The sequence below is a fragment of the Brucella pituitosa genome, assembly GCF_965577835.1.
Classification (GTDB): domain Bacteria; phylum Pseudomonadota; class Alphaproteobacteria; order Rhizobiales; family Rhizobiaceae; genus Brucella; species Brucella pituitosa.
The window spans coordinates 459,703-476,010 of the sequence record NZ_OZ264094.1; the positions used below are offsets into that span (position 1 = coordinate 459,703).

Below are 16,308 nucleotides of genomic sequence, written 5' to 3' on the forward strand. Positions count from 1 at the left end.
TGTGTGAAATTCAAAGATCGCGGGGAACGATCAGCTCGGTCGAAATCATTTCGGGCTGATCGGTTGCTTGGGCCGGCTCGTCCAGAAGCTCAAATGCGCGCTCAATCATTGCTTGGACATTCTGACGGATCATAACGACCGGGAAGTGGAGAACTTCAATGAAGGGATCCCAATCGAAACATCCGATAGAACACTCTCGAACCTCGTCAACCGGAAGTGTTTTGAGAAAGCTGACGACGCCTTCAAAAGGGCTCGTCGAATTGACGAATAGTGCTTCCGGTAGTCCGTTCAGTTTGTTGTAGATATCACGGATCGTCCTTGCTGCGATATCGGGATCATAACCATTCGTCATGATGGTATCAGCGTGAACCGGAAGGTTCAGTGCAGCCAGCTCGTCTTGATAGCCCTGCACTCGCGCACGTGTGTTGTGGTCGCCGTCTACCCCGCCAATGAAGTAGAAACGGCTTTCTTTCCGAGGTGGCCTACGACGGGCAATTTGTTGTGTGAGCTGACGGGCACCATCATAATTGTCACTGATGACGGAAGCGCCGTGTTTTCCTGGAAGATCTACATTGATATGTTTCAGGTGAGCCGTTTCACAGAGCCTGGCAACACTGTCTGGGTCAGTTGCGCCAGCGATCAACAACGCGTCGACATTATGGGCGATCAATGTTTCCACGGTGCTGCGTTCTTGTTGCGGGTCGCGCAATGTGCTGGCCACGACGGGGACAAGATTGCGTGAGCGTGCTACTGTTTCAAACGAAGCTGCCATCGAACTGAAATAGCGATTGTCCAGCATTGGCAAGATCATGCCGATCAGACCGGAATTTGATATGCGCAGTCCTCGTGCCTGGAGATTGATTGTATAGCCAAGCTCGCCCGCTATTCCTCTGACTTTATCGGCCGTTGCTTTGGTAATCCTTCGGTTTTTCCAGGATCCATTCATAACGGAAGCAACGGTCGAGGCGGATACGCCCGCTCGCTCCGATATATCATAGATAGTTACTTTCCGGGGAATACTCATCAAGTGCGCTTATCCGTCTGAATTGGTGCCTAATCTTAGCGGGCTGATACCGGCCGCTGCAAGTAGGAGCGAGGGGTAATCCAATCTATTCCTCCGTCACTTTCCTCTTGACCAGGTGCCGGATGTCGAGCAATGGTAGTACTGCACTATCGATGGTGCAACATGTTTATACCCCAGGTGGTGCGATAAGCAGCAAAGCAAAGCAACGCCTCAGGAACGGCATTCATGGAGTGGGAGGCCGCTACAGGGGAAAATATGGGTGGAGCGGCGGATCAAATTCGCCCGCAAGTTTGTGCGAACCAGAAACTGAAAGCAGTGGGAGTGAGACATGAGAAATATACTTGGTAAGGCAGCTTTTGCTGCGGTGGTGCTATCATCTTTCGCAAGCAGTGGCGCGCAGGCGGAAGTGAAGGATGCAGTAGTCGGCTTTCTGATGCCGGATCAGGCATCAACACGTTATGAGGAGCGCGATTATCCGGGCTTCGCTGCTGAGATGAAAAAAATATGCGAAAGCTGCAAGGTGCTTTATCTCAACGCCGATGGCGATGCGAGCAAGCAGCAACAGCAGTTTAATTCGGTCATTTCGCAAGGCGCGAAGGTCATCGTGCTTGATGCGGTTGACACAGCAGCGGCAGCTTCGTTGGTCAAGCTCGCTCAGTCACAGGACATCAAGGTTATCGCTTATGACCGCCCGATTCCAGACGCAACTTCCGATTTTTACGTGTCGTTCGACAATGAAGCCATCGGCAAGTCGATTGCGGAATCGTTGGTTAAGCACCTGAAGGACAAGGGCGTCGCGGGTGACAAGGGTGGCGTTCTGCAGATCAACGGCTCACCGACCGATGCCGCAGCTGGTCTCATCAAAAAGGGTATCCATGCCGGACTGAAGGATAGCGGTTACAAGACGCTTGCCGAATATGACACGCCTGAATGGGCACCAAGCAAGGCTCAGCAGTGGGCTAGCGGCCAGATCACTCGCTTCAATGACCAGATCGTCGGCGTCGTGGCTGCCAATGACGGCACTGCAGGCGGCGCGATTGCAGCCATGAAGGCAGCCGGTATCGATCCGCTTCCGCCGGTCACGGGCAATGATGCGACGATTGCCGCACTGCAGCTCATCATTTCGGGTGATCAGTACAACACAATCAACAAGCCATCTGAAATCGTTGCTGCAGAAGCCGCACGCGTGGCTGGCCAGCTTCTCAACAGCGAAACCCCGAAGGCTGAAGCCACGCTCTACAATACGCCATCAAAGCTTTTTGTTCCTGTGGTTGTGACAGCTGAAAACCTCAAGGCGGAGATCATCGATAAGAACATCGTTTCAGCCGAAACGCTGTGCGTCGACCGTTATGCCGATGGCTGCAAGAAGCTCGGTATCACGAAGTAACCCAACTATGCGTCCGGCATAGGCCGGACGCATTCTTTCCCCGTGCGTGTTATCATGTGCGGTGGACGTTGGGGAAAATTGCGACATCCAGGGAAAGCAAACATGTCCCAAGATCACAAAGCCGCTGCGTCGTCGCGGCAACCAGTGCTGCGCCTAAGCGGCATATCCAAGAATTTCGGCGCCGTTTCAGCGCTCACCGATATCGATCTGGAAGTCTTTCCGGGCGAAGTTGTCGCTCTTGTGGGCGATAACGGCGCGGGGAAGTCGACCCTTATCAAGACGCTGGCAGGCGTTCACCAGCCGACATCCGGCGCAATCGAATTCAATGGCGAGAAGGTTACCCTTTCGTCGCCGGGTGATGCGCTCGGCCTCGGCATTGCGACGGTCTTTCAGGACCTGGCGCTGTGCGAGAATCTCGATGTCGTGGCCAATATCTTCCTTGGCCGCGAATTGAACCCCTACCGCCTCGACGAAGTGTCGATGGAAATCAAGGCTTGGAAGCTTCTCAACGAGCTTTCCGCACGTATTCCGAGCGTGCGTGAGCCCGTCGCCTCTCTTTCAGGCGGCCAGCGCCAGACGGTTGCGATCTCGCGTTCGCTGCTGCTCGATCCAAAGCTAATCATGCTCGACGAGCCAACGGCAGCGTTGGGTGTCGCACAGACGGCTGAAGTTCTCGATCTTATTGAGCGTGTCCGTGACCGCGGGCTCGGCGTCTTGATGATTAGCCACAATATGGAAGATGTGCGCGCGGTGGCAGACCGCATCGTCGTTCTGCGGCTTGGCCGCAACAATGGTGTTTTTTATCCGGATTCCTCAAATGAGGAACTGGTCGCAGCCATTACTGGCGCGAGCAGCAATTCCGTTTCCCGCCGCGCCGAACGGCGTCAAGCGCAGCATGATGCCGGTGAGACCCATGATGGGGGAGAAGCATAATGAACCAGGCAACCGGAAATACCCCTCTTGATCGCCAGGATACGCGGGTGCGCCACGATGAAGGCGTTTCAGGTGCGTTGCGCAGTTTCTTTGATCGTGTTCGTTCGGGCGATCTTGGATCGCTGCCGGTTATCGTCGGTCTCATCATCATCTGGACTGTTTTCCAGACGTTGAACCCGGTCTTCTTATCGAGCAACAACCTCGTCAACCTGTTATTCGACTGCTCGACCATCGGTGTGATCTCACTCGGTATCGTCTGCATCCTGATGTTGGGCGAAATAGATCTTTCGGTCGGTTCGGTCAGCGGTCTGGCTTCGGCTATCGTCGGCGTGCTCTGGGTCAATCATGGCTGGCCTGTCGGGATCGCGATGCTGGCGGCGCTGTGTGCCGGCGCGCTGATCGGCCTGCTTTATGCCTTTCTCTATAACCGCTTCAGCATGCCAAGCTTTGTTTCAACTCTGGCCGGTCTGCTGGCAGCGCTTGGCCTTCAGCTTTATCTCCTTGGCAATACGGGCTCAATCAACCTGCCTTACGGCTCGTGGCTCGTCAGCTTCGGCCAACTTCTGGTGATGCCGCGTCCGCTTTCCTATGCACTGGTGCTGATTGCCGGGCTTGCCATTTTCTTCACTGGTTTTCGTTCGGCGCAGCGTCGACGCGAAGCCGGTCTGTCGACACCGTCGTCAGTTGGGATCGCGCTCAAAGCCATCATCATCACAATCATTGTAGGTGGTGCGGTGTTCTACCTCAACCAGTCGCGCGGCGTGCCATGGATGTTCGGACTCTTCGTGGCGCTAGTCATCGCGATGAACTATGCGCTTACCCGCACAAAATGGGGGCGGGCCATGCAAGCAGTCGGCGGTAATCGTGAAGCAGCGCGCCGTGCCGGTATCAATGTGAAGTTCATCTATATGTCGGCTTTCATGACCTGTTCTGTTCTTGCTGCAGCCGGTGGCATTCTGGCAGCATCTCGTCTGGCATCGTCCAGTCAGCAGGCCGGCACCGGTGACGTCAACCTCAATGCCATCGCGGCAGCCGTCATTGGTGGCACTAGCCTTTTCGGTGGTCGCGGCAGCGCCTGGTCGGCTCTGCTCGGCATTATTGTCATTCAATCGATCGCCAGTGGCCTAACGCTGCTCGATCTGTCGTCTTCGCTTCGCTACATGATCACAGGCGCAGTGCTCGCAATCGCGGTGATCGTCGATTCCATTGCCCGCCGCTCGCGCCAGTCGCACGGTCGCGCTTAAAATTTTAAGGACTGAAAAATGGCTCAGGATCTCAACGGAAAAGTTGGCGCTGTAACTGGTGCTGCCTCAGGCATTGGCTTCGAATGTGCAAAGCATATGATTGAAGCAGGTATGACCGTGTTTCTCGTCGATCGCGACGAGAAGGCGCTGAAGGAAAAATGCGCCGAGCTAGGCAACCAAGCCAAGCCTCTGGTCATTGATCTGCTCAACCCGGCTTCGGTTGCCACCATGATGCCGCAGATACTCGAACAGGCCGGCCAATTGGACGTGTTTCACGCCAATGCTGGCGCCTATATTGGCGGCCCTCTGTGGGAGGGCGATCCAGACGCTTGGGACCGCATGTTAAACCTCAATATCAATGCAGCCTTCCGCACCATTCATGCGGTGCTGCCGCATATGATGGAACGCAAGACTGGCGATATTATCATGACCAGCTCCGTTGCAGGCGTCGTGCCGGTGATCTGGGAGCCGATCTATACAGCATCCAAACATGCCGTTCAGGCTTTCGTGCACACGGTTCGTCGTCAGGTTGCCCCGCATGGAATCCGCGTTGGCGGTGTTCTGCCCGGCCCAGTCGTGACCGCACTCATCAGCGATTGGCCGAAGGCCAAGCTCGATGAAGCGCTTGCCAATGGCAGTCTGATGGAGCCGAAGGAAGTTGCGGAATCCGTTATGTTCATGCTGACCCGCCCGCGCAACATCACCATCCGCGATTTGGTTATTCTTCCGCAGAGTCTAGATCTGTAAACAGGAGCGACCATGACCAGCTATTATCTGGGCGTCGATGTCGGCACCGGCAGCGCCCGCGCTGGCCTGTTTGACGCCAGCGGTACCATGCTTGCTTCGGCCAAGCGCGATATCACCATCTGGCGCGAAGCAGGCAGTGTTGTCGAGCAGTCGAGCGCCAATATCTGGCAGGCCGTGTGCGAAAGTGTGCGCGAAGCCGTCAGGATTGCGGGTGTCAATTCGGCAGACATTGCCGGTATTGGCTATGACGCGACATGCTCGCTGGTCGTGCTGGGCGAGGGCGGCAAGCCGTTGGCCGTTGGCCAGTCAAACGATCCGGCGCGCGACATCATTGTCTGGATGGATCATCGCGCTGTCGAACAGGCAGAGCGGATCAACGCGACCAACGCCAAGGTACTCGACTATGTTGGCGGCACCATTTCTCCCGAGATGGAAACGCCGAAATTGTTGTGGCTGAAGGAAAACAAGCCGGAAACGTTCGCCGCTGCCTGGCAGTTTTTCGACCTCACCGATTTTCTCACATGGAAATCCTGCGGTAGTCTTGCCCGCTCGGCCTGCACCGTTACCTGCAAATGGACTTATCTCAGCCATGAAAAGCGCTGGGACGAGGCTTATTTCCGTGAAGTCGGCCTTGGCGAGTTGGCGGATGAAAATTTCGTTCGCATTGGTACCGACGTTCGCGCGGGTGGCGAGAAACTTGGCGGCTTGAGCGAACAGGCTGCGACAGAACTTGGCCTGATGCCGGGCACAGCAATTGCCGCCGGACTGATTGATGCTCATGCAGGCGGTATCGGCACTGTCGGAGCACGTGGTGCGGAAGGCCGGATATTGTCGCGCATGGCCTATGTGTTCGGCACCTCGGCCTGCACCATGACCACCACCGAACAGCCGGTCTTTGTGGATGGTGTTTGGGGTCCGTATTATTCCGCGATGGTACCGGGTTTGTGGCTCAATGAAGGCGGTCAGTCGGCTGCGGGTGCCGCTATTGATCATCTGATCCACATGCATCCGTTCGCTGTGGAAGCCGAAAAGCTGGCGGCAGCTCAAGGCATGGGTCTGGCTGACGGTCTTGCAGCCGAAGTCGAGGCTAGAGGTGGTGTTGAAAATGCGCAGGCGATCATCGGTGACATTCATGTCGTGCCGGAGTTCCTCGGCAATCGTGCACCGTTCGCCGATCCCGATGCGCGCGCGATCATTGCTGGGCTGGACCTTGATGCCGGAATCGATAGCTTGACGGCGCTTTATCTCGCTGGGCTGTGCGGCCTTGGCTATGGTGCGCGACAGATCGTCGAGGCCCAGAAGACAAAGGGCATTGTGACAGACACTATCGTCGTCTCGGGCGGAGCAGCGCGTTCGCATCTGGTGCGACAGGTGCTTGCCGACACGACAGGCCTTGTCATCGCCGCCTCAACGTCGCCGGAACCTGTTCTGCTCGGCTCTGCCATGCTGGGTGCGCTGGCGTCGGGTGCTTATTCTGATCTTGCTTCCGCAATGCTTTCCATGTCGGAACTTGGGGAGGTGAACAGGCCAGATGCCGGGCGAGCCAAATGGCACGACAGGCGTTTTGAGGCTTTCACGCTATTGCAAGCAACCGCTCGCAAAATTGGCTCAACTCAAATGTGCTAGACTTGCGAACAAGCATCGCGGTTTAAAAAAATACGCTCACAGACGGATTAAAAAAGCGCGACCGGTGTTGATGTTGGGACACGGCAAACATGGGAGGTCGTCATGTTCCGCCCCTTCGCTATCGCAATGGTCATAGCCGCGATGCCCGGCTCATCGCATGCCGATACGTTCGTTGTTGCCAGCGGGCATTATACCATTCAGCAGTCGTCACAAATCGCCTTTACCGTGAGCCAGGTCGGGGGTGGCGGTCTGGGCGGCTCATTTGGCGAGTTCACCGGCAATCTGGAGCTCGATGCACAAAATCTCTCCAGATCCTCTGTATCGCTTCGGCTCCGGCCCGCAAGCGTCGATGCAAGGCAATCTCGCATCACGGACTTTCTGAAGTCCTCTGCGGTCTTCGACGTTCGAAATTATCCGGTTCTGACTTTTGAATCGACCCGGATTACGCAGACCGGTCCGCGCACGGCCCGTATCGACGGGATGCTGACAGCGCGCGGTAAAACCCATGGCGAGACATTTTTTGCAGCCCTTGTCGGCAACGACGCGAAAACGGTTACGTTTCATGTGACCGGCGACGTGCTCCGTTCCCCATACGGGATGGATGTTGGCACACCGATCTATTCCAACGTGGTTAAATTCGAGATGAATCTGCGTGGAGCAAAATAATGTCTCCGGCTGCGGATTAATTTCGCGGGCGCGGTGTTGTCGTGAATGGAAGCAAGGACAACAGCGCAAAGGAGGATTATTATGTGCAGACCGACAATATTTTTCGTGGCCGTCACTCTTATGACTGGCTTGCCGTTCGTTGCGCATGCAGAAGATTACGCATCGGGAACCATAAAAACGATGAAAACGGCGAAAGGGGAGGTCCTCACGAACGCCAAAGGGATGACGCTTTACGTCTTCGACAAGGACACCAAAGGGACATCCAACTGTTACGATGACTGTGCGAAGAAGTGGCCACCGTTGAAGGCTGACGGAAAGGCGACTGCCGGTGACGAGTTCAGTCTTGTTGCCCGTAAGGATGGCACGAAACAATGGGCCTATGAAGAAAAACCTCTCTATCTTTGGCAAGGCGATAAAAAGCCGGGTGACGTTTCCGGCGATGGCGTCGGCGGCGTCTGGCATGTCGCGAAGGATTGAGAAAGCCGGATAAAAAGACATGTCGCGCTTCCTGGATGAAATGGAAGAATGTGTTCCAGCGCTCCGGCGGTACGCCCGGGCGCTGACACATGACGCCGACCGGGCAGACGATCTCGTTCAGGATTGTCTGGAGCGCGCCATTCGCAAACGCAGTCTTTGGCAACCTTCCGGGCCCTTGCGTGCATGGCTGTTTCGGATGCTTATCAATATTTGGCGAAACGAATTGCGCCACAGGCGACGCGCACCGGATAATGCGCCGTTATCGAGCGTCACGATAGAACCGCAGGTTGCCAGCGCATCTCCCTCCCGGCTTGCTTTTGCCGAAACTGCGCGCGCAATAGAGTTGCTGTCTGCCGAACAACGGGAAGCGCTTTTGCTTATCGCAATCGAGGGCATGAGTTACACGGAAGCTGCCGCGGTACTGGATATTCCGCTCGGCACACTGATGTCTCGGTTGGGGCGTGCGCGGGCCACTTTACGCAGGCTAACGGAGGAGGCAGGTGCGCAATTGAGGGTCGTGAAATGAAGAGCAACCTGATCAGCGACACCGAATTGCAGGCCTATGCTGATGGATTTTTGAGCGAGGAACGCCGTCAGGCAGTGGAGGCCGCGTTTTTATCCAATCCATCTTTGAAGTCGGAAGTCGCTATCTGGCAAAGGCAGAACGAGACGTTGCGAGCACTATATGTCCCTGTCCCCGACGAACCGCTCCCCGCGCGACTTCTCCCAGACAATCTCAACAAGCAGGTTCTCGCCGCGCGACAACAAGGGTGGCGCATGGCCGCTGCTGTGGTGTTTCTGGTGGCACTGGCAGGGCTCGGCGGTTGGTTCGGGCGCGATTTTTCTGGCCCCGCGCCGGCGTCTGCATGGCCACTCGCAAGTGATGCTATGGCGGCTCACAATCTTTACGCCAGCGAAATCGTGCATCCCGTGGAAGTGAAAGCCGAGCAGGAGCAACATCTTTCGGCGTGGCTCTCCAGGCGGCTTGATCGCGCCCTTACCATTCCCGATTTGCAGGCCGAAGGGCTTTCGCTGGTTGGCGGGCGCCTGCTGCCTGCCCAGGGCGGACCTGCAGCGCAACTGATGTATGAAGAGCGGGGAGGCAAGCGCGTCACTCTGTTCATCGTGCCGTCGGACGACATGAAGGAGACGTCCTTGCGTTATCTGTCTCAGGACAATTTGGAAGCGCTTGTATGGACAGACAATGCCATCAGTTGTGCGCTTGTCGGCGACATGCCTCGCGCACGACTCCAGGAAATTGCCTTGAGTGCCTATAAGCAGTTCGAATGAAACAGGTTTGAAGCCTTTCGGAAAGATTGTGATGTGGCACAATACTGAAACCAAATACGGGTTTGTGGCGCAGCTTCTGCATTGGCTGATCGCCTGCCTGTTTATTCTTCAGATCGGTCTCGGTTTTCTCACACAGACAACGGGTTCCGACCCGGTGTTCCAGTTCACGCTCTATCAGTGGCACAAATCACTCGGCTTCGCGATTTTCGGATTGGCACTCATCCGGGTTTTTTGGTTTGCTACGAGCATTCACCCCTTGCCTTACAAGGATACGCACCGGCTGGAGGTGCTGCTGGCAGGGGGCGCTCATCGAATGCTTTTGGCACTGACTGTCCTGATTCCGCTCAGCGGATGGGCAGTTGTGTCAACTTCGCCTCTCGATATCCCGAGCTATGTCTTTGACTTGTTCGTCATGCCGAATTTGCCGTTGACCGTCTCAGACGCTGACGAAGCATTCTGGTCGTGGCTGCACGCCGCGCTCGTTTATGGCGCCATCGCTATTGTCACGCTGCACGTTATCGCGGCGCTTCATCATCATCTCATCCGGCACGACGAGACCCTGAAAAGAATGACGAGTTTTCCATTGCGCTTATCTAAAAAGAGCAAGCCTTCCCAATCACATCGGAGAAAATCCTCATAAAACAATTGATCAACCTCAGTTCAAGGACTGACGTTTGATGGCGACGTCCCTTATGTCGGACAGGCAGGTGCCGTTATTTGGGATGAGGATGTATCGGGTCCACCCAATAAACTTCCTCCGGATCTTCTATCGGATCGACGTCCGTGATGTTCACGACAACCGCTTCATTGTCGGATCGAACCAAAACGCATTCCAGCACATTGTCTGGATCGGCATTTATTTCCTGATGGGGAACATAGGGTGGCACAAAGATAAAATCGCCCGGTCCCGCTTCGGCCACATATTCGAGATGATCTCCCCATCGCATCCGTGCCTTGCCTCGAAGAACAAAAATGACGCTTTCCAGCGCACCATGGTGATGGACGCCGGTTTTCGCATTGGGCTCGATTGCGACCGTTCCGGCCCAGATTTTCTGTGCTCCGACGCGCGCGTGATTGATCGCCGCCTGACGAAACATGCCGGGCGTTTGCGCGGTATTCGGATCAAGCTGATCCCCTTTGATCACGCGCACGCCGTCATGCTTCCATCTATCCGAATAGTGATGATGATCGTCACTCATGGTTTACTCCTTGGCGCTGATCAGAAAGGGTTCAGATGCTGAGCTGCATGCTCGATCAGTCTCCGTTTTCCGTCAAGAGTGTGTTTCCATGGATATTGATGGCCGTTTTCGTAGAGAACGTCCGCACCTGATCGCGATCTTTTGAGATCGTTGTTCAGAGTGTTATTTGCCACATAACATGGACGTTGATCAGAGTATGAGGTAAAGCAAGAATATTGTTTGCTTTCTATTGCTTTTGGGGGAACCAGTGAACGTAATAGCATCAAGTCCCGCCAGAACGCATTCCAAATCTTACATAGCTGTGCTGCTCGTTCTGGGTTTCTCGCATCTTTTGAACGACTTGATGCAATCCCTGATTTCTGCATCTTATCCGATCCTCAAAGACGCCTATGCGCTCGACTTCGTGCAGATCGGGATGATCACCCTTATGTTCCAGATTGCAGGGTCTTTGCTCCAGCCAATCATCGGGATGATTACCGACAAAAGACCTGCACCTTATTCGCCGGTAGTCGGCATGATGTTCACGCTTTCCGGGTTGGTGAGTCTAGCTTTCGCGCATAGTTATGCAGTGATACTTGTCTCTGTGGCGCTCATCGGCATTGGATCCTCGATCTTCCATCCGGAAGCCACGCGGATGGCTCGATATGCGGCAGGAGGACGTCAGGGGCTTGCACAGGGTATTTTCCAGGTGGGCGGGCAGGCAGGCGGTTCGCTTGGACCTGTTCTTGCGGCACTGATACTCGTGCCATGGGGGCAGCAAAGTCTTGCCTGGTTCGCAGTATTGGCTTTGCTCGCGATGTCGCTCCTTGTCTGGATCGGCAGTAAACAGAAAGAAATTCGTGCTGCATTCACTGCGGTGCGGGCAGGGGGTAGCGCAGGTGGGGAACCCATCCGTCATGCGCCGGCTACCATCGCCACAGGTCTGGTCGTATTGACCCTTTTGATGTTTACAAAGAACGCATATGGCGAAAGCTTTCGCTCATTTTACACGTTCTATCTGATGGACAAATTTGGGCTGTCCATTCCTTCCGCACAGATGATGCTCTTTATTTTTCTGATGTCCTCTGCGGCGGGCGCATTGATCGGTGGCATCGTGGGAGACCGGATAGGTCGCTACAAGATTATCTGGATTTCCGTGCTGGGACCTTTGCCGCTGACATTGATGCTTCCCTATGTGGATCTTTTCTGGACCGGCGTTCTCACCGTTTTCATCAATCTGATTATGGCGAGCGCATTCGCATCGATCCTCATCTATGCGATGGAACTCTTGCCCAATCGCATCGGGCTTATTGGTGGTCTCTTCTATGGCTTGAATTTCGGGCTTGGAGGCATTGCCGCTGCAATTCTAGGTGTGCTCGCAGATCAATATGGCGTGGAGACCGTTTACCGGTTGTGCTCTTACCTCCCATTGTTTGGACTTCTGGCGTGGTTCCTGCCCAAAATTCATGAGCCGCGGTCGGGGCACTGAGAGGCTTAACGTGCATCTCGTTCGAAAACCGTTTCACATGGTTCGGGATTCTTTCTAGACGCCACGCCGGGGCCGAAGAACGACCCTTACCGTTCCGCTATCCCCGCCGCCGCAGAAAAACCGGTCGCCGCCATCGGATTCAAGCCCCGAAACTCCTGCTCCGGACGGCATGTCCAATCGCTCGAGTACGGCACCTGTTTTCTGATCGATGCGGCGAATATCGCTTCCATTGTCTTCCCATGTGCCGTGCCAAAGTTCGCCGTCAACCCAGGTGACACCGGTGACGAACCGATCGGATTCGATTGTACGCAGCACTTCTCCGGTCTCGGGATCCACCTGATGTATCTTGCGGCCGCGATGCTGTCCGACCCAGAGCGAACCCTCCGCCCAGGCCAGACCGGAATTTCCGCCATCGGGCGCTGGTATTACCGACACAACCTCGCCGGTCCTGGGATCAATCTTGCGGATCATGGCATCGCCGATCTGGAACAAGTGTTCGCCGTCGAATGCAGTTCCCGCATCGGCGACCACATCGAGCGAACGCAGGATCTCTCCGCTTTCGGGATCAAGAGCATTCAGCTTTTTGCCCGTTGCGAACCAGACTTGATTGCCGTCGAAGCTGACCCCGGCCACGTCGTCCGCATCGGGAAAGGGACCATATTCACGAATGATTTCGGCGGTTGAGTGTTTCATGTCTTCATCCTAGCTGTAAATCCGCGTAACGGGGAGCAACAAGCTTGTCGGGAAACCGGGAACGCTCGACGCGATCCAGCGGCAAGCCCGTCCGCGCCCGAACGTCTCGACCTTGCAATCACGGGCAAGCTCCTCAAGTGCTCGCTGCACTGTGCGCGGGCTCACGTTCAACGCCAGCGCCAATGCCGAACTCGACCACGCTTCCCCATCGCTGAGCAGAGCGAGGACTTCGGCACGGTCGCCTTCCACGCGGGGTGCCAGCACGGCAACATTGCGGGTGGCGTTCGGTTGCAGAACAAAACCTTCCCCCGTTGCACTCAGTGTCGCCAGCGGTTTAAGAGCCTCACGCAGCCGGGCGACTTCAACGCGCAGTCGCGCACGGTGCGATGCATCGGCATGCCGTGCGCCGAAAGCGCGATTGAGAAGGGTTTCGCGTGTTGCATCCTTCGGCCAGGCTTCCGCCAAAGCGCGCATGAGGGCAAGCAATACCGGACGGGTGGCGAGCGGAATGATCGTTGTCCCGCCACGCACCACATTGCGGCAGGCATCTACGATCAGCGTATCGGTGGCCAAAAGCCTTTCGACGTCTTCGAGATGGAGCAAGCGCTCGCCGCCGCACGTGATCAAGCGCGCTGCCGGTGTTGCGAAGGCTCGTACCGCCTGGTCAACCTCTGCCGACAGCGCCGGAATGCCTGCCTCTGCCGCTGCCTGCTTTGCCCGCTGCAGAGCCGCTTTCGCCGGTTCGGTCTTGACGCGACGGATGGCTATGCCCGCAGCCACCAGTTCGCGCCCGGCCAGCGACGCGCGCGGCAGAGCGCTGGCATGGAACTCTCCGAGCACCGCTTCGGCTTCATCGAGACGGCCTATCAGCAGAAGGTGCCGGGCCTCGAGATAACCGGCATGGGCCGCGTTCCTTCGGTCGCCGGAGGCTTCAAGGACTGCACGGGCTGCATTGAGCGTTTGCAACGACCGTCCGAGATCGCGGGAAACAAGCGCGATTTCCGCTTCGGCAACGGTACAACGCGCACGGGCTATAATTTCTTTCGGGCTGAACATACGCGCCGCGCTTCGCAGAAGCGCTCGGGCGCGCGCGAAGTCGCCAAGTTGCGCCATTGCAATGCCCCGCAATGCCAGCGCCGGTGGGTCATCGCGTAATGCGACCCTTTTTAGCGCAGCGAGGGGATCGCCAGCCGAGAGAGCACCTGCGGCAGCGGCGATCAGCGTATCCATTGAAATCCCGTCACACTTGTAACTCTCACGCACTCCTCCATTCGAGCTAGCTTCATTGTATCGCAACCGCCGGAAACGGCAATTCGATGGGAGAAGCGGATATGCCAATGCGCAGTTTAACAGAAAGGATCGGTTCGCCGCCGAGACCGACGAGCGATGCGGCCAGTTGGATTGGGCTTGCCGCAACCCCGACCTTCGCGCTGATGGCATGGATTTCTGTCGTCGGCTCGCAGGGCATGACGATGTGCTCCGGCGCGTCGACCTTCTTTCCCGTCGACGACATGGCCGTGATGTACGTGCTGATGAGTGTCTTTCACCTGTCGCCGTGGATGAAGCTATCTGCCTCCCGGTTGCGGCGCACCGATACTCAAACCATAGGAGACTGACAATGCAACACACTGTTGTTTCACACGATGAATGGTTGACCGCCCGCCGGGAGTTCCTGAAAGCGGAGAAGGAATTGACGCATCTTCGCGACAAGGTTGCCCAGCAGCGGCTCGCACTGCCTTGGGTTCGTATCGACAAGGAATACCTGTTCGACACACCGGAGGGTACACGCACGCTGGCCGATCTCTTCGACGGTCGGTCGCAACTCGTGGTGCAGCATTTCATGTTCGCGCCGGGATGGAAGGAAGGCTGCCCCAGCTGCTCCTTCATGGCCGACCATACCGACGGTATGAACCAGCACCTTGCGCATCATGACGTCACCATGATCGCCGTCTCCCGCGCGCCGCTTGCCGACATCGAGCGTTACCGCAAGCGCATGGGCTGGCAGTTCAATTGGGTGTCGTCCTTCGACACCGACTTCAACTACGACTTCCGGGTCAGCTTCACACCCGATGAGGTCGCTGGCGAAAGAATAGATTACAACTTCGGCGAATGGCAGGGAACCGGCGCAGAATGGCCTGGCGTCAGCGCCTTCTACAAGAACGACAAGGGCGAGGTTTTCCGCACTTACTCGACCTATGGACGCGGCGTCGAGGTAATGATGGGCACCTACAATATGCTCGATCTCGCTCCGAAAGGTCGCAACGAGGTCGGGGGAATGGACTGGGTCCGCCGCCACGATCGCTATGAGCAACCGTCCCAGACGGCATGATGATCGGCTGACACCGGGAAAAATGAGGCGATAGCCGGACTCCATCGAGGCCGGCTATCGCCTTTTGTGTTTGTGATGCCGACGCGACTTGCCAGCGTCGGGGATACTGGCGGTGAACGGACCGTGGCGATACTGTCCGCATTTCAATAAACATGTATTGGCGAAAGGATTTCATCAGTCATGAAACCGACACTCGCGGATCTGGAAGCCTTTGCAACGGTCGCCACCGAGCGCAGCTTTCGCCGAGCTGCCGATCTCCTTGGTGTATCGCGCTCCGCACTCAGCCATCGCATGAAAAAACTCGAAGCGCAGCTCGATATCAGGCTGCTGCACCGCACCACCCGCAGTGTTTCTCCCACGGAAGCCGGCACGAAGCTGCTGCAAAGGGTGTCTCCAACCCTTCGGGAGCTCGATATGGCGCTCGATACCCTTGCCGATCAGCGTGGCAGTCCAAGCGGCTCTTTGCGCATCAATGCTAGTAAGGGAGCGGCCCGCATCTTGCTTCGCCATGTCGTGCCTACCTTTTTGACCCGTTATCCCGAAGTGGAACTGGATCTGGTCAGCGACGGGAAACTGGTCGATATCGTGGAGCAGGGCTTCGATGCCGGTGTGCGGCTGGGAGAAGCGGTGCCACAAGACATGATCGGCGTCCGCGTCAGCGAAGAGCTGCGCTTCCTCGCGGTCGTTGCTCCTGCCTATGTACGCGATTTCGGTCGTCCTCTGATTCCAGATGATTTGCGCAATCACCGCTGCATCCGCCAGCGTTTGCCGAGCGGCAAACGGTATCGCTGGGAATTTGAGAAGCATGGCCAGGAAGTGACGATCGATGTTCCCGGCACGCTGACGCTTGACGACAATGATCTGATGATCGGGGCGGCTGCCGCGGGACTGGGTATTGCCTATGTGCCGGAGAACCTCGCATATGATTTGCTGGTCGCCGGTGACCTCGTGACGGTGCTTGAAGACTGGTGCCCTCCGTTTTCTCCTCTGATGCTCTATTATCCCGGTCGCCGACATGTGCCGTCAGCCCTGCGGGCCTTCGTCGACATCTTGAGGACTCCGGATATCAGGGCGCGATTGTCGGCAACGTCAAGTTGAGAAAGCCGATTTATTCTGGTGCCCTTGCGGGATACGTTGTCCAGTTTGGTGAAAATTATTCACCGTATCATGCGGCACTGGCCATCTTATCCCTCCAGTCTTTCCCTTCTATTTTTATCCGGACGAG

The 16,308-nt window shown here is 56.4% G+C and carries 18 protein-coding genes; 14 read left to right on the forward strand and 4 right to left on the reverse strand.

The genetic code is table 11. The annotated features are described in order from the left end of the window. Positions 1 to 10: 10 nt before the first annotated feature. Complete coding sequence (locus ACSME1_RS21395; RefSeq protein WP_134157406.1) at positions 11 to 1,024, reverse strand: LacI family DNA-binding transcriptional regulator; 1,014 nt, start codon at positions 1,022 to 1,024, stop codon at positions 11 to 13. 328 nt (positions 1,025 to 1,352) lie between these two features. Between ACSME1_RS21395 and ACSME1_RS21400 the strand changes: the two genes are divergently transcribed. The 10 genes from ACSME1_RS21400 to ACSME1_RS21445 all read left to right on the forward strand — a co-directional run bounded on the left by ACSME1_RS21400 (position 1,353) and on the right by ACSME1_RS21445 (position 10,034). After that, positions 1,353 to 2,411, forward strand: a complete 1,059-nt coding sequence (locus tag ACSME1_RS21400; RefSeq protein ID WP_105543662.1) for an ABC transporter substrate-binding protein — start codon at positions 1,353 to 1,355, stop codon at positions 2,409 to 2,411. A 102-nt stretch (positions 2,412 to 2,513) separates the two neighbouring features. Next, positions 2,514 to 3,344, forward strand: a complete 831-nt coding sequence (locus tag ACSME1_RS21405) for an ATP-binding cassette domain-containing protein (protein ID WP_111785898.1) — start codon at positions 2,514 to 2,516, stop codon at positions 3,342 to 3,344. Further along, positions 3,344 to 4,588, forward strand: coding sequence for an ABC transporter permease subunit (locus tag ACSME1_RS21410; protein ID WP_134157404.1), 1,245 nt, complete (start codon positions 3,344 to 3,346; stop codon positions 4,586 to 4,588). The genes ACSME1_RS21405 and ACSME1_RS21410 overlap by 1 nt, the downstream gene beginning before the upstream one ends. Positions 4,589 to 4,606: 18 nt before the next feature. After that, complete coding sequence (locus tag ACSME1_RS21415) at positions 4,607 to 5,335, forward strand: SDR family oxidoreductase (protein WP_111785897.1); 729 nt, start codon at positions 4,607 to 4,609, stop codon at positions 5,333 to 5,335. A gap of 12 nt (positions 5,336 to 5,347) precedes the next feature. Then, positions 5,348 to 6,961, forward strand: a complete 1,614-nt coding sequence (locus ACSME1_RS21420) for an FGGY-family carbohydrate kinase (protein WP_134157403.1) — start codon at positions 5,348 to 5,350, stop codon at positions 6,959 to 6,961. Between the two features lie 102 nt (positions 6,962 to 7,063). Continuing rightward, entirely contained in the window at positions 7,064 to 7,627 is a 564-nt protein-coding gene (locus tag ACSME1_RS21425; RefSeq protein ID WP_435655477.1) for a YceI family protein, read from the forward strand. A gap of 81 nt (positions 7,628 to 7,708) precedes the next feature. Continuing rightward, positions 7,709 to 8,104, forward strand: a complete 396-nt coding sequence (locus ACSME1_RS21430; protein ID WP_247880332.1) for a COG4315 family predicted lipoprotein — start codon at positions 7,709 to 7,711, stop codon at positions 8,102 to 8,104. Between the two features lie 19 nt (positions 8,105 to 8,123). Then, entirely contained in the window at positions 8,124 to 8,630 is a 507-nt protein-coding gene (locus ACSME1_RS21435; RefSeq protein WP_111785895.1) for a sigma-70 family RNA polymerase sigma factor, read from the forward strand. Then, a complete protein-coding gene (locus ACSME1_RS21440) occupies positions 8,627 to 9,394 on the forward strand; it encodes an anti-sigma factor family protein (protein ID WP_435655478.1) in 768 nt (255 codons plus the stop codon). The genes ACSME1_RS21435 and ACSME1_RS21440 overlap by 4 nt, the downstream gene beginning before the upstream one ends. 64 nt (positions 9,395 to 9,458) lie before the next feature. After that, positions 9,459 to 10,034, forward strand: coding sequence for a cytochrome b (locus ACSME1_RS21445; RefSeq protein ID WP_435655479.1), 576 nt, complete (start codon positions 9,459 to 9,461; stop codon positions 10,032 to 10,034). A gap of 73 nt (positions 10,035 to 10,107) precedes the next feature. Here the strand turns inward: ACSME1_RS21445 and ACSME1_RS21450 are convergent, their stop codons facing one another. Beyond that, entirely contained in the window at positions 10,108 to 10,593 is a 486-nt protein-coding gene (locus ACSME1_RS21450) for a cupin domain-containing protein (RefSeq protein ID WP_435655480.1), read from the reverse strand. Between the two features lie 343 nt (positions 10,594 to 10,936). On the opposite strand from ACSME1_RS21450, the gene ACSME1_RS21455 reads away from it, so the two are divergent. Then, positions 10,937 to 12,061 carry an MFS transporter gene (locus ACSME1_RS21455; protein WP_435655793.1) on the forward strand — a complete coding sequence of 375 codons (1,125 nt, stop codon included), beginning with the start codon at positions 10,937 to 10,939 and terminating at the stop codon, positions 12,059 to 12,061. 54 nt (positions 12,062 to 12,115) lie between these two features. On the opposite strand, the gene ACSME1_RS21460 is transcribed toward ACSME1_RS21455, so the two are convergent. Beyond that, the gene (locus ACSME1_RS21460) at positions 12,116 to 12,754 is read right to left on the reverse strand and encodes a Vgb family protein (protein ID WP_435655481.1); all 639 of its coding nucleotides are present in this window, start codon (positions 12,752 to 12,754) and stop codon (positions 12,116 to 12,118) included. Positions 12,755 to 12,763: 9 nt separating this feature from the next. Beyond that, complete coding sequence (locus tag ACSME1_RS21465; protein ID WP_435655482.1) at positions 12,764 to 13,984, reverse strand: helix-turn-helix domain-containing protein; 1,221 nt, start codon at positions 13,982 to 13,984, stop codon at positions 12,764 to 12,766. A gap of 86 nt (positions 13,985 to 14,070) precedes the next feature. On the opposite strand from ACSME1_RS21465, the gene ACSME1_RS21470 reads away from it, so the two are divergent. From ACSME1_RS21470 to ACSME1_RS21480, 3 genes are all read left to right on the forward strand, one after another. Then, on the forward strand, positions 14,071 to 14,370 hold the full coding sequence (locus ACSME1_RS21470) for a hypothetical protein (protein ID WP_134157397.1): 300 nt from the start codon (positions 14,071 to 14,073) through the stop codon (positions 14,368 to 14,370). A 2-nt stretch (positions 14,371 to 14,372) separates the two neighbouring features. Beyond that, on the forward strand, positions 14,373 to 15,083 hold the full coding sequence (locus ACSME1_RS21475) for a DUF899 domain-containing protein (RefSeq protein WP_435655483.1): 711 nt from the start codon (positions 14,373 to 14,375) through the stop codon (positions 15,081 to 15,083). A 180-nt stretch (positions 15,084 to 15,263) separates the two neighbouring features. Next, on the forward strand, positions 15,264 to 16,181 hold the full coding sequence (locus ACSME1_RS21480; protein ID WP_134157395.1) for a LysR family transcriptional regulator: 918 nt from the start codon (positions 15,264 to 15,266) through the stop codon (positions 16,179 to 16,181). Positions 16,182 to 16,308 lie beyond the last annotated feature (127 nt).

Bases quoted from the DNA above. Each gene is read 5' to 3' on its own strand.
- ACSME1_RS21395 (WP_134157406.1), bottom strand. From the start codon at position 1,024: ATGAGTATTCCCCGGAAAGTAACTATCTATGATATATCGGAGCGAGCG.
- ACSME1_RS21400 (WP_105543662.1), top strand. From the start codon at position 1,353: ATGAGAAATATACTTGGTAAGGCAGCTTTTGCTGCGGTGGTGCTATCA.
- ACSME1_RS21405 (WP_111785898.1), top strand. From the start codon at position 2,514: ATGTCCCAAGATCACAAAGCCGCTGCGTCGTCGCGGCAACCAGTGCTG.
- ACSME1_RS21410 (WP_134157404.1), top strand. From the start codon at position 3,344: ATGAACCAGGCAACCGGAAATACCCCTCTTGATCGCCAGGATACGCGG.
- ACSME1_RS21415 (WP_111785897.1), top strand. From the start codon at position 4,607: ATGGCTCAGGATCTCAACGGAAAAGTTGGCGCTGTAACTGGTGCTGCC.
- ACSME1_RS21420 (WP_134157403.1), top strand. From the start codon at position 5,348: ATGACCAGCTATTATCTGGGCGTCGATGTCGGCACCGGCAGCGCCCGC.
- ACSME1_RS21425 (WP_435655477.1), top strand. From the start codon at position 7,064: ATGTTCCGCCCCTTCGCTATCGCAATGGTCATAGCCGCGATGCCCGGC.
- ACSME1_RS21430 (WP_247880332.1), top strand. From the start codon at position 7,709: ATGTGCAGACCGACAATATTTTTCGTGGCCGTCACTCTTATGACTGGC.
- ACSME1_RS21435 (WP_111785895.1), top strand. From the start codon at position 8,124: ATGTCGCGCTTCCTGGATGAAATGGAAGAATGTGTTCCAGCGCTCCGG.
- ACSME1_RS21440 (WP_435655478.1), top strand. From the start codon at position 8,627: ATGAAGAGCAACCTGATCAGCGACACCGAATTGCAGGCCTATGCTGAT.
- ACSME1_RS21450 (WP_435655480.1), bottom strand. From the start codon at position 10,593: ATGAGTGACGATCATCATCACTATTCGGATAGATGGAAGCATGACGGC.
- ACSME1_RS21455 (WP_435655793.1), top strand. From the start codon at position 10,937: ATGCAATCCCTGATTTCTGCATCTTATCCGATCCTCAAAGACGCCTAT.
- ACSME1_RS21460 (WP_435655481.1), bottom strand. From the start codon at position 12,754: ATGAAACACTCAACCGCCGAAATCATTCGTGAATATGGTCCCTTTCCC.
- ACSME1_RS21465 (WP_435655482.1), bottom strand. From the start codon at position 13,984: ATGGATACGCTGATCGCCGCTGCCGCAGGTGCTCTCTCGGCTGGCGAT.
- ACSME1_RS21470 (WP_134157397.1), top strand. From the start codon at position 14,071: ATGGGAGAAGCGGATATGCCAATGCGCAGTTTAACAGAAAGGATCGGT.
- ACSME1_RS21475 (WP_435655483.1), top strand. From the start codon at position 14,373: ATGCAACACACTGTTGTTTCACACGATGAATGGTTGACCGCCCGCCGG.
- ACSME1_RS21480 (WP_134157395.1), top strand. From the start codon at position 15,264: ATGAAACCGACACTCGCGGATCTGGAAGCCTTTGCAACGGTCGCCACC.